We start from the raw sequence: 12118 nt of genomic DNA on the forward strand, positions 1-12118 counted from the left end.
CATGCGCTTCGAGACCATTCTGTACGACGTCAAGGACCGTATCGCGACGATCACGCTCAACCGTCCTGAACACATGAACACCTGGAACGACCAGGTGGCGACGGACGTGTACGAGGCAATGCAGGCCGCGGGCGCGGACCGCGGTGTGCGTGTCATCGTATTCACCGGCGCGGGGAAGGCGTTTTGCGCGGGCGGCGATATTCACAGCTTCGGTGGTGACCCCGCCGCACTCATGACCAAGCTGCCGCGTCCGTTCGACATGCGCAAGCGCGCGGACTGGCAGACGCGTTGTTCGTATTACCCGGCCATTCCGAAGCCGGTGATCGCCATGCTCAATGGCGCGACCGTCGGTATTGGCCTGATTCACGCGCTCTTTTGCGACATCCGGTTTGCTTCGGAAGACGCCACCATCACCACGGCATTCGCGCGGCGCGGTCTGACCGCCGAATACGGCATGGCGTGGATCCTCGCGCGCCACGTGGGCCAGGCGCATGCGCTCGACCTGCTGCTCTCGGGCCGCAAGATCAAAGGGCGCGAAGCCGAGCGCATGGGACTCGTGAATCGTGCGATCCCGGCGGAGAAACTGGTCGAAGAGACTTATGCCTACGCGCGCGAAATGGCGGATTACTGCTCGCCGCGCTCCATGCGCATCATGAAGGAACAGGTCTGGGAGGTGCCTTTCCAGACGCCCCACGAGGCGATCATGTCGGCCGGTCTGGATATGCCGATCGCCAACCAGTGCGACGACTACAAGGAAGGCATGGCGAGCTTCCTCGGGAAGCGCAAGCCCAACTTCACGGACTACTGAGCACCTACAGGACACCCTCATGCTGAACTACGAAGTCGTCAAGAACTGGCCTATCGAAGATGTTACGCAGACGTACAGCGAACGCGACGTCATGCTGTATTCGCTGGGCCTTGGCCTCGGCGGAGACCCATTGGACGCAGACCAGCTGCGCTACGTCTATGAAAGGGACCTGCAGGCAATGCCGACTTGCGCGGCCGCGTTCGCGTGGCCGAAATCGTGGATGCGCGATCCGCGTACGGGCATCGACTACCTGAAGCTCGTGCACGGTGAGCAGGACGTCCGTTTCGTGCGGCCGATGCCGGTTGCCGCGACCATCGTCAGCAAGACGCGCGTGAGCCGCATCTCCGATAAAGGCGCGGGAAAGGGCGCGATCGTCGAGCTCATGCGTGACATCATCGACGTTTCGAGCGGCGAACAACTCGCCGAAGTCCGCCAGGTGTCGTTTCTGCGTGGCGACGGCGGGTTTAGCGCGGAGTCGGGGGTCAGCGACGTGCCGCCCGAAGCGCTTCCGCCGGTGCCGGAGCGCGCACCGGATGCGGAATACGTCTTCTCCACCGGCGCCCATGCCGCGTTGATCTATCGCCTTTCGGGCGATGCCAACCCGCTGCACGCGGATCCTGAAGTGGCTTCGAAGGCGGGTTTCAGCCGCCCCATTCTGCACGGCCTCGCGACCTATGGCATGGCGGGCTACGCCGCGATTCGCACCTTCGCCGGCAACGATGCCACCCGTCTGAAGCGGCTCGCCCTGCGTCTGACTTCGCCGGTTTATCCGGGCGAAGAAGTGCGTTTCCAGTTCTGGAGGGATAGCGACACCCGCCTGCATTTGCGCGCGCGTGTTGACGCGCGCGATGTGGTGGTGCTGAACAACGGCATCGTGGAAATTGCCTGAAACCGCGCCTGGCAGTGCCAACGCGACTTGCCGGGCAGCGACTGGAGCCTGACGATGGACCTGAGAGAAAGCCCCGCCGAGAAGGCGTTTCGCGCCACGGTGCGGGAATTCGTAGCGACGCATTTGCCTGACGACATTCGTGATCGCGTGCTGAACTTTCGCCATGTGCCGCGCGAAGACTACGTGCGCTGGCAACGCATTCTGGCCGGGAAGGGTTGGGGCGCACCCGCATGGCCCGCGCTATTCGGCGGCGCCGCCTGGAATGCCGCGCAGCGCAACATCTTCGACGAGGAATGTTTTACCGCTGGAGCGCCGCGCCAGATGCCGTTTGGCCTTTCGATGGTTGGACCCGTGATCCAGAAGTTCGGCACTGAGGCGCAGCGCGAGCGGTTCCTGCCGCGCATCATCTCGATGGAGGATTGGTGGTGCCAGGGCTATTCCGAGCCGGGCGCGGGCTCCGATCTGGCCTCGCTCAAGACGCGTGCAGAGCGTATCGAGCGTGACGGTCAATCGTTCTATGTCGTCAACGGCCAGAAGATCTGGACCTCGTTCGCGCAATGGGCGAACTGGATTTTCTGTCTCGTTCGCACGGACGGAAGCGGCCGGCCGCAGGAAGGCATCTCGTTCTTGCTGATCGATATGTCGACGCCCGGTATCACGGTCAGACCGATCCGCACGCTGGACGGCGGTCACGACGTCAACGAAGTGTTCTTCGACAATGTGGAAGTGCCGGTGAGTAATCTCGTCGGAGAGGAGCATCGCGGCTGGTCGATCGCGAAGTATCTGCTCGGACATGAGCGCACGAATATCGCCGGACTTGGCAACTGCAAGCGTTTCATGCGGCGTCTCAAGGAGATTGCGAGCACCGAGCGCAAGCACGGCAAACCGCTCATCGAGGACGTGCGCTTTCGCGATCGCATCGCCAAGGTCGAAATCGATTTGATCGCTCACGAATGGTCGCTCTTGCGCGTGGTCTCCGCCGAAACTGCGGGCCGCCCCATTGGACCGGAAGCTTCGGTGCTGAAGATCCGCGGGTCGGAGATTCAGCAGGAGCTCACCGAGCTGATCATGGAATGCGCAGGCCCCTATGCAGTGCCTTTCGTCAGCGAAGCGCTGGAGGCGGACTGGCAGGGCGAAACCGCGAACGGCGAATTGCTCAACGCTCTGGCCGCGCACTATCTGGACTGGCGCAAGATTTCGATCTACGGCGGTTCGACCGAAGTGCAGAAGAACATCATCGCCAAGCAGGCGCTCGGCATCTGAGGACACGCCATGGACTTCACGCTGGTTGAAGAGGAACAGATGCTGGCCGACGTGGTCGGTCGCTTCGTCGAAAAGGAATATGACTTCGAGGCGAGGCGCCGTCTCGCCGCCACGCCGCAGGGCTGGTCGGATGCGCATTGGTCCACGCTCGCCGAAATGGGCGTGCTCGCGCTGAACGTGCCGCAAGACCACGGCGGCCTTGGCACGGGCCCGGTCGAGACCATGCTCGTGATGGAGGCCTTTGGCCGGGGACTCGTGCTGGAGCCGTTCGTTTCGTCGGCCGTGATTGGCGCGAAGCTCATCGGGCGCGCGGGACACGAGGCGCGCAAGGCGGAGCTGCTGGCCGGCATCGCCGACGGCAGCCTGAAGACCGCGCTCGCGACGCTCGAACCCGGCGCGCGATTCGATTTGTGGAACGTAGCGACGAGGGCCGAAACAACGCGCGACGGGTTCATCCTTAACGGCCGCAAGGGCGTCGTGCTGCATGGCGCCTGCGCGGACATTCTGCTCGTTTCGGCACGTACGGCAGGCGAGCAGGCGGACAAGCACGGTATCACGCTCTTCGCTGTCGACGCGCATGCGCACGGTGTGAGCGTCAAGGGGTTTCCCGCACTGGATGGCCAGCGTGTCGCGGAAGTGGTGCTGAACGAGGTGCGAGTCGACCAAAAGGCGGTGATCGGCGCGATCGATCAGGGTTACCCGTTGCTCGAATGGACCGTCGATCAAGGCATATTCGCGCTGTGCGCCGAAGCCGTGGGCGCGATGTCGAGGCTGAGTGAACTGACTTTCGAGTATCTGCGCACGCGCAAGCAGTTTGGTTCGCCGATCGGCAAGTTCCAGGCGCTGCAACATCGCGCTGCCGATATCTTGACTGCGGTGGAACAGGCGAAATCGATCGTCTATTTTGCGGCCGCCAAGCTCGGCGAAGACGATGACGTTGCTGCTCATCGCGCTGTGACCGCCGCGAAAGCGCTGATCGGGCGCAGCGCGCGCTTCGTCGCGCAGCAGGCAGTACAGCTTCACGGTGGGATGGGCATGACGGACGAGCTGGCGGTGGGTTGGTATGTAAAGCGCCTCACCTGCATCGACATGACGTGGGGAAACACCGAGCACCATATCGAGCTATATGGCGCGTTCCTGTAACCGCGGCTCGCACGGCAACACGGACGATTCATTCGACCGCGTAGAGCGGTCAATTCGAAGAAAGGAGACAACCTTATGTCAGCAACTGGCCATGGCGTGACTCCGGAGCTGGCGCCGGTACCCGCGCACGTTTCTCCGGAACGGGTATTCGATATCGATATCTATCACCCGCCCGGCGCAGAAGACGACTACCATCTCGCGCTCAAGAAGCTGCACGCCGAAGGGATTCCCGACATTTTCTGGACGCCTCGCAACGGCGGGCACTGGATCGCCACGCGCGGCGACGACATCTATCACATCCTGAAAGACTACGAGAACTTCTCGTCTAAGCAGCTCACCGTGCCGCTGGTCGAGCATCAGCCGTTGCCGCCGATCTTCTTCGATCCTCCGCAGCATACGGCGTATCGTGCGTTGATCGCGCCCGCGTTCATGCCGCAGGCGATCAGCAAGCTCGAAGAAAAAGCGCGCGAAATGGCGATCGAGTTGATCGAAGACTTTTACCCGAAGGGCGAAGTGGAATTCGTCTCTGGGTTCGCGCAGCATCTGCCGATCGGCATTTTCATGAACATGGTGGCGCTGCCCGCCGAGGATCGCGAGTACCTCCTGAGTCTCGCCGACAAGATGGTGCGCCCGGTGGACGCCAGGGAGAAGCTCGGTGCGCTAGGCGCAATCTTCCAGTACCTGGGCGTGAAGATCGCCGAACGGCGCGCGAATCCGGGCGACGATCTCATCAGCAAGATCGTGAATTCGAAAATCGACGGGCGAGCCTTGACCGACGAGGAGGTTCGCGGTCTGTGCGGACTCGTGCTGATCGGCGGCCTCGATACCGTTGCGTCCGCAATGGGATTCATCGCCAGTTTTCTGGCCGGCAGTCCCGCGCACCGCAAGCAGCTCATCGACAATCCCGAACTGACCCAAAAGGCCGTTGACGAGCTATTACGGCGTTTCCCGGTGGTCAACCAGGGTCGGCGGATCACTCACGATTTCGAATATAAGGGCGTGCGGCTCAAAGAGGGAGACATGATCATCATGCCGACCACGCTGCATGGCCTCGACGAGAGAAAATTCGACGATCCGCTTACCGTCGATTTTACCCGGCCCACGCCGATTCATTCGACGTTCGGCAATGGTGCGCATCGTTGTCCCGGCTCGTTCCTTGCGCGCGTGGAACTGAAGGTTTTCCTCCAGGAATGGCTCAAGCGTATTCCTGACTTCCAGATCAAGCCGGGTGAGAAGGCGGGTGTCCACGGAGGGGTGAACGGCACGCTGTACCACTTGCCTCTTGTGTGGAAAGTCGCCGGCTGAGCGTCCACATCTGCAGAAGGCGGTGCGCGCAGACCGCTACCCGTGCTGCGCGCACCTGAACTTCAGATTCATGGAGACGCTTTGCTCAGCGCACGCCAGACGACCTTCATGGCGTGACGGAATGAATCCCGCTCGGGTGTATTCGTCCCCGACCGGCGAAGAAAGACGACCAGACCTTGCAGATGGGAAAGAAGCAGGGCGCCACGCAGAGTACATTCCGCCGACGCCAAGGTTGGGTTGATTTCCGCGATCAGTTCCGCGAGAAGAACCTGGAAATCCGCAGTGGATTTGGCCATCAGGGCATGGAGATACGGTTCGTGTTCAGCCAGGCTCCAGGTTTCCAGCACAAAGGCGCTAACGCGATTGCCGCCGGGTGCCGTCAGCACAGAGAATGCCTCTTCGACGATCATGTCCAGCCGGGCCTCCGGTGGCCGGTGTTTGTCCTGCGTGATCGCCTGATAGTGTTCGAAATAGCGATTCGTGAATGCCTCTATCGTGGCCCGCAATAGTTCTTCGCGGGTGCTGAAATAGTGCTGCAGCGTCCTCAGCCGGATGCCTGCGTCGCTGGCGATGCGGCGTTGCGTGAATCCAGCGTTGCCTTCCGATGCGAAGACTTCGATCGCCACTTCAATGATGGCTGGCACACGTGTAGATCTGTTCCCTCGCCGCCGAGGCGCGTCTGCTGCCGGCTTGTCGAGGTCTGCCGATGAGATGGTCAGGTCTTTCATCTGTTGTGCTCTCCTTGGCGTTTCCTGTCCCTCTCGCGCGCGTTGTAAGGGCGAGACGAACAAGACTGGCAACTGTTCCCGCCCCCGGTAGGTACGTCTTCCGATTCGACACGGACGGCGGCGAGTTTGATCTGATGATACTGCTAGTCAGGCGACGAATAAACGGTAGTCCGACGACTAATTGATTCCAGATCACATGCGGCTCTCGCCCCGTAGCATCACGCATGCTACTAGAAAATAGGGTGGACTTGTCCATACCGGCATTTCCCCTGGTACGGTTGAATCTTGATAATGGGTCTACTGACTACTAATATTTAGTCAGTAGACACATTTGTGTCCAATCACACGGATCCTTTCGCGACGGCAACCGGAGCACGAGGAACCGGGTGTCTGGGCTGACTGGTGAGTGCCTCCATTTGCACTCGTGAGTGTGATCGTCAGAGGCGCGCACAGAGCGGTTGAAGGAGCAGGGCATGAAACTTGGAGAAAGTTCTTTGCGTGCGCTCATCGAAAAATGGTTCGCGCCCTCTGCGACCACCCCGGTGCACGTGACCCGATATAACTTCGCGAATTCGAGCCAGACGAGGTGTGTGCTCGCACGGTCATCCGCCTCGGAGGGGGGGCTTTCGATATTCTTCTTTCGGCATGACGATGGGGCCTGGCGCGTGTTCCCTCCTGCTCCCCGAAAACCAGCAATGCACTCTCGCGCAGGAACGGGGTAGCGGATCGCGAAAGTCTCGGCCGACAGCCGGCATATATGGAAGGACTGCCAAGGAAGACGGCCTGGTCCCGTAAGCGCTTCGGTCGCTCGTGCAATTCTTCCTCCGTTCACCATTGAATCGACAGACTAAACGCCGCTTCTGCCATGACCGGTACCGCGTACCGCTTTGGGTCGGCGGTACCTGGCCGCGTCCGGCCTGCATGTCGATTGATGAACCGCCGCCGGGTTGTTGCAGCGAAAGCTCCCATAGATCGCATCGCCAACCCGCACAGGCGAGGCGAATGCCCCGCAAATGCGAGCGCTGCCAACACGCGTGGGCACAACGCGCGCGCGCCGTATGCAGTCGGCGCCACTTGGCCGAGGCATGCATGTACCGAGTTAAGCCGATGACAAAAATCGAACCCTCGTTTACCCAGGTTTGTGAACGGCGTTCGAGAAAATGTACCGCATAGGGGTGAGCGAGCGTTGACAGTCAGGTTTCGAGCGTTTATCTTTGCGAACAGCATTCGCATTCTGGTGATGCGCTTGGGGGACCCCGAGACGCGATGCTGACGAGGTAGGGAGGCCGGTTTCGCTTCATAGCTAAAAGTCTGCGGCAGTCCAACGGCCTTGGCCTTTTCTGCGGCAGTTCGACAAAGAAAAGAGGAGACGCATGAAAATGAAGAGCCTGAAGCCAAGTGCGATCAGCCTTGGCGTGCATGCAACCTGTATCGCGGCGGCTTGCGGGTTGTGGAGCGCGAACGCCAATGCATTTCACTTCGATGTGCCGAACCCGGACATCGACATGGAATGGGATAACACGGTGCGTGCGGATTACGACATTCGGCTTCAGAACCCGGATCACTTCTACACGAACAGTCCGACCTACGACGAAGGTGATCTGTCGACGCCGAGGTTCAGCACGATCCAGGCGATGCTGAACCTCTATAGCGAGTTCGATTTCAAGTACAAGGAGACGTCGGGCTTCCGCATCAGTATGGATGCGTGGTACGACCCGACGTTCAAGAATCACAACACGAGCAATCCTGCATTTCCGCCGAACTATCCCAACAACGAGTACACAAGCTACATCAAGAAGTATTACCAGGGACCGAGCGCCGAGTTGCGTGATGCCTTCGTGTTCAACACCTTTGACCTCGGCGGGCATTCTGTCAACGTCAAGCTAGGCCGTACGGCGGTAACCTGGGGGCAGTCGGCGTTTGCTACGCTGGGCGGCGCCAACTCGGTGGCGATTGGCCAGGCGCCGCTGGACCTGATGAAGCTGACGCAGAGCCCGAGCGCATCGCTGAAGGAAATCGTGTTGCCGACGGCTCAGGCTGACGTGACGACGAACATTACGGATACGATCACCCTCGGGGCGCAATACACCTTCGAGTGGAACCACGATCGCCTGCCAGAAGGCGGCACCTATTTCGGCGGTGCGGATCCGATTCTCTATGGGCCGCCGGTGGCCAGTTACACGACGATCCCCGGACTGGGCACGTTCGCGATTCCGCGTGTACCGCCGACCAAAGGTCAGATCGGTGATATCGGTCTTGACGGCAAGTGGCGTGTTGATTCGCTGGCAACCACCTACGAACTGACGTATCGCCACTTCGCCATGAAGATGCCTTGGGCGGCCGTGCTCGTGCCGGGCGCTGGGCCGCAACTCTTCCCGGGCACCAATCTGCCGGGCGTCACGGCGAAATACGGCAACGACGTCAACCTGATCGGTCTGGGCTTCAATAGTGCTATCGGCAATGCCGCCGTGGCTGGGGAAGTCTCATACCGCTGGAACATGCCGCTCAATGCAGTCAACACGACGACGGTCAACGACGCGCCGACCGGCCGTACGCTGCATGGTCTTTTGAACGTTACGCAGTCGTTCGGCAAGTCGCCGTTGTGGGACAACATGTTCCTGCAGGCGGAATTCTCGTTCAATCAGTTGTTGAGCGTGCAGTCGAATGCGGGAAATTTTGCGAATTCCAGCTATGACACCACCGGCCAGTGTTCGGCATCGGGCAATTCTGCATTCAATAACTGCTCGACGCGCTTCTGGGCCGGTCTCGGGATCGGTGCGAGCCCGCAGTGGTATCAGGTATTCCCTGGGGTCGACCTGACGATGCCGCTGTTCGTCAATCTGAACCTGAAGGGCTACTCGTCCGTTATCTCGCCGGCCGCCGAGGCACAAGGCCAGAATACGTTCGTGGTCGGGCTCGACTTCACAATCTACAACAAGCACGAGGTGGACATCACCTACACCTATTACATGAACAAGAAGGGGTACTCGACGGCGGGCGCCGCAACCGCTCTCGGCGCGCCGTACAGCGACAAGTCGTGGCTCGGCATCACGTATCAGACGACGTTTTGATAATGGAGACAGCTGTGAAAAGATTCCCAAAGCTTCTTAAGGCGCTTGCGGTTCTTGCGGCAATCTGGGCTTCGCCATACACGCTAGCCGCCGATAGCGGATTGACGCCGTTTGGCGCCGAGATCGCAGGAAACAAGGACGGGACAATTCCTGCCTATACCGGGGGCATCACGCAGGCTCCGGCCGCATTCAAACCGGACTCAGGAAAATGGGCGGATCCGTTTCCCGGTGAAAAACCCATTCTCCAGATCACGGCACAAAACTACGAGCAATACGCGGACAAATTAAGTGCGTCGGAAATCGAATTATTCAAGCGCTATCCGACTTACAGGATGGATGTCTATCCGACTCACCGCAGCGTTTCGTATCCCGACTGGTATTTGGAGAACTCCACCAAGAACGCTCAAACCGCGAAGCTTGAAAAGAACGGCCTTTACCTATCTGGAGCATTTGGCGGAAAGCCGTTTCCGGTGCCGAAGAATGGGCAGGAAGCGTTGTGGGACTGGGAGTTGCGTTACGTCGGTACGCTCCAACGCAATAACGTGAAAACGTGGTTGGTGGACTCGAGTGGTACGCCGATCCTTGCGGCGCAATTCAAGAGCTCGCTCTATTACCCGTACTTCGATATCAAGAAGGAGGATGAATTCCGGAAAAAAGCGGGCCTCGCAAACTGGTATTACGTGTACAACGACTACGCGGCACCGGCGCGCTTGATTGGCGATACGACCCTCTTCTGGTACTTCATGGATACGGCGGATCATGATCAGCAGTCCTGGGAATACAACCCGGGGCAGCGTCGTGTGCGGGTGGCGCCGGATCTGGCCTACGATACGCCGAACCCCGGGTATTCGGGGGCAATCACGATGGATGACATCCAGTTGTTCTATGGACGGATCGATCGCTGGGACGCCAAGCTCGTGGGCAAGAAGGAGATGTACATCCCGTACAACGACTACAAGCAGCAGTATGAAACGCCGGCGAGCAAGATCCTCACACCGCATTTCGTCAATCCGGATCACGTACGCTGGGAGCTTCACCGTGTGTGGGTCGTTGACCTGAAGCTCAAGTCGGGTGCGCGCCACGTCTACGGCCGCAAGATGCTCTACCTGGATGAAGATGGCGGTGGCGGGATGATGGACGCCTACGACCAGTCGGGCAAGCTCTATCGTGGTGGATTCGAGACGACGGTGCCCGCCTACGACTACAAGGTTCCGTATTCGCTCGGCAACTGGTTTTACGACTTCAATAGCGGCATTTACATCTTCGGCAGTCACCCTGCCGAGACGCCGGGGATTCTCTTTAACGTGAGCTTCCCGTCCGACTACTACACGCCGGAACGCATGCAGTCTGCGGGTGTGCGCTAATTGCCTGCCGATGCAGGAGTGAGGTAATTAGTAGCGTCCTGCGTGGCCCCGCCGGGCAGGACGCTTCGGCAACGAAGTTCTACATGGGTGTTGGGTATCGAAAGTAGCGTTGTTGCTTTTGGTTCTGAGTTAATCAGGAAAGGGATGGTGAAGGCTTTGAAGAAGCACCTGATGTTGATGAAGGCGCTCGCATTTGCGGCGGCTGTTTGCATGGCGCCGATGGCTGGCGCGCTCGAGAACGGGATGACGCCATTCGGCGCGCAAATTGCCGGCAGCAAGGACGGGACGATTCCTGCGTACACGGGCGGAATTACGCAGGCGCCGGCGGGTTTTAAGCCCGACTCGGGAAAGTGGGCGGATCCGTTTGCCGGTGAGAAGCCGACGATGCAGATAACGGCGCAAAACTACCAGCAATACGCCGACAAATTGAGTGCCAGTTCGCTCGAGCTGTTCAAGCGCTACCCGACGTACCGCATGGATGTTTACCCGACGCACCGTTCCGTCTCGTACCCGGACTGGTATCTGGCGAACTCGGAAAAGAATGCGCAGAGTGCGAAGCTCGAAAAGAACGGTCTGTTCGTGGCAGATGCATTCGGCGGAAAACCGTTTCCTGTGCCCAGCAATGGGCAGGAAGCGATGTGGGACTGGGAACTGCGCTACGTCGGTACGGCGCAGCGCAACAACGTAAAGACGTGGCTCGTCGACACCAGCGGCACGCCGATCCTCGCGGCGCAATTCAAGAGTTCGATTTATTACCCGTATTTCGACCTCAAGCAGGAAGATGCATTCAAGAAGAAGGGTGGCACTGCCGTCTGGCAGTACATCAACAATGATTTCGTAGCGCCGGCGCGAATGATTGGTGATACCACGCTTTACTGGTTCTTCACGGACACTGCGGATCACGACCAGCAATCGTGGGAGTACAACCCCGGTCAGCGTCGCGTACGAGTCGCGCCAGACCTGGCCTATGACACTCCGAACCCCGGCTACTCGGGCGCGATCACGATGGACGACATTCAGTTGTTCTACGGGAAGATCGATCGCTGGAATGCGAAGCTGATCGGCAAGAAGGAGATGTACATCCCGTACAACGACTACAAGCAACAGTACGAGACGCCTGCGAGCAAGATCCTGACGCCGCATTTCGTGAATCCCGACGATGTGCGTTGGGAACTGCACCGGGTGTGGGTTGTGGAATTGACGCTCAAGCCGGGCTCGCGCCACATCTACAGCAAGAAGACGATGTACTTCGACGAGGACGGCGGCGGCGGAATGATGGACGCGTACGACCAGTCGGGCAAGCTCTATCGTGGGGGTTTCCAGACCACGGTGCCTGCCTACGATTACAAAGTGCCGTATTCGCTGGGCAACTGGTTCTACGACTTCAATAGCGGTGTGTATATCTTCGGAAGCCATCCGGCCGAATCGCCGGGCGTCTTCTTCAATAGCAGCTTTTCGCATGACTTCTTTACGCCGGAGCACATGCAGTCAAGCGGTATCCGGTAGCAGGCGGTAAAGCAGTAAGCGCAGCAAACTTGCAGTGCCGG

At 59.5% G+C, this 12118-nt stretch carries 9 protein-coding genes; 8 read left to right on the forward strand and 1 reads right to left on the reverse strand.

The genetic code is table 11. From position 1 onward, the window contains the following. Position 1: 1 nt before the first annotated feature. From AB4Y40_RS09350 to AB4Y40_RS09370, 5 genes are all read left to right on the forward strand, one after another. Positions 2 to 808, forward strand: coding sequence for an enoyl-CoA hydratase (locus tag AB4Y40_RS09350; protein WP_368687441.1), 807 nt, complete (start codon positions 2 to 4; stop codon positions 806 to 808). Between the two features lie 19 nt (positions 809 to 827). After that, a complete protein-coding gene (locus tag AB4Y40_RS09355) occupies positions 828 to 1697 on the forward strand; it encodes a MaoC/PaaZ C-terminal domain-containing protein (RefSeq protein ID WP_368602282.1) in 870 nt (289 codons plus the stop codon). Between the two features lie 54 nt (positions 1698 to 1751). After that, complete coding sequence (locus AB4Y40_RS09360) at positions 1752 to 2960, forward strand: acyl-CoA dehydrogenase family protein (protein ID WP_368687442.1); 1209 nt, start codon at positions 1752 to 1754, stop codon at positions 2958 to 2960. Between the two features lie 9 nt (positions 2961 to 2969). Then, the gene (locus AB4Y40_RS09365) at positions 2970 to 4103 is read left to right on the forward strand and encodes an acyl-CoA dehydrogenase family protein (RefSeq protein ID WP_368687443.1); all 1134 of its coding nucleotides are present in this window, start codon (positions 2970 to 2972) and stop codon (positions 4101 to 4103) included. A gap of 75 nt (positions 4104 to 4178) precedes the next feature. Beyond that, on the forward strand, positions 4179 to 5408 hold the full coding sequence (locus AB4Y40_RS09370; protein ID WP_368687444.1) for a cytochrome P450: 1230 nt from the start codon (positions 4179 to 4181) through the stop codon (positions 5406 to 5408). A gap of 68 nt (positions 5409 to 5476) precedes the next feature. On the opposite strand, the gene AB4Y40_RS09375 is transcribed toward AB4Y40_RS09370, so the two are convergent. Beyond that, on the reverse strand, positions 5477 to 6136 hold the full coding sequence (locus AB4Y40_RS09375) for a TetR/AcrR family transcriptional regulator (RefSeq protein WP_069266531.1): 660 nt from the start codon (positions 6134 to 6136) through the stop codon (positions 5477 to 5479). A 1379-nt stretch (positions 6137 to 7515) separates the two neighbouring features. Between AB4Y40_RS09375 and AB4Y40_RS09380 the strand changes: the two genes are divergently transcribed. From AB4Y40_RS09380 to AB4Y40_RS09390, 3 genes are all read left to right on the forward strand, one after another. Then, positions 7516 to 9207, forward strand: a complete 1692-nt coding sequence (locus AB4Y40_RS09380; protein WP_368610278.1) for a DUF1302 domain-containing protein — start codon at positions 7516 to 7518, stop codon at positions 9205 to 9207. 14 nt (positions 9208 to 9221) lie between these two features. Continuing rightward, positions 9222 to 10571: a DUF1329 domain-containing protein gene (locus tag AB4Y40_RS09385; RefSeq protein ID WP_069266532.1), complete on the forward strand. Its 1350-nt coding sequence runs from the start codon at positions 9222 to 9224 to the stop codon at positions 10569 to 10571. Positions 10572 to 10715: 144 nt separating this feature from the next. Beyond that, complete coding sequence (locus AB4Y40_RS09390) at positions 10716 to 12077, forward strand: DUF1329 domain-containing protein (protein WP_176732938.1); 1362 nt, start codon at positions 10716 to 10718, stop codon at positions 12075 to 12077. Positions 12078 to 12118 lie beyond the last annotated feature (41 nt).

The sequence above is a fragment of the Paraburkholderia sp. EG287B genome (assembly GCF_040965595.1).
GTDB lineage: Bacteria > Pseudomonadota > Gammaproteobacteria > Burkholderiales > Burkholderiaceae > Paraburkholderia.

Bases quoted from the DNA above. Each gene is read 5' to 3' on its own strand.
- AB4Y40_RS09350 (WP_368687441.1), top strand. From the start codon at position 2: ATGCGCTTCGAGACCATTCTGTACGACGTCAAGGACCGTATCGCGACG.
- AB4Y40_RS09355 (WP_368602282.1), top strand. From the start codon at position 828: ATGCTGAACTACGAAGTCGTCAAGAACTGGCCTATCGAAGATGTTACG.
- AB4Y40_RS09360 (WP_368687442.1), top strand. From the start codon at position 1,752: ATGGACCTGAGAGAAAGCCCCGCCGAGAAGGCGTTTCGCGCCACGGTG.
- AB4Y40_RS09365 (WP_368687443.1), top strand. From the start codon at position 2,970: ATGGACTTCACGCTGGTTGAAGAGGAACAGATGCTGGCCGACGTGGTC.
- AB4Y40_RS09370 (WP_368687444.1), top strand. From the start codon at position 4,179: ATGTCAGCAACTGGCCATGGCGTGACTCCGGAGCTGGCGCCGGTACCC.
- AB4Y40_RS09375 (WP_069266531.1), bottom strand. From the start codon at position 6,136: ATGAAAGACCTGACCATCTCATCGGCAGACCTCGACAAGCCGGCAGCA.
- AB4Y40_RS09380 (WP_368610278.1), top strand. From the start codon at position 7,516: ATGAAGAGCCTGAAGCCAAGTGCGATCAGCCTTGGCGTGCATGCAACC.
- AB4Y40_RS09390 (WP_176732938.1), top strand. From the start codon at position 10,716: ATGGTGAAGGCTTTGAAGAAGCACCTGATGTTGATGAAGGCGCTCGCA.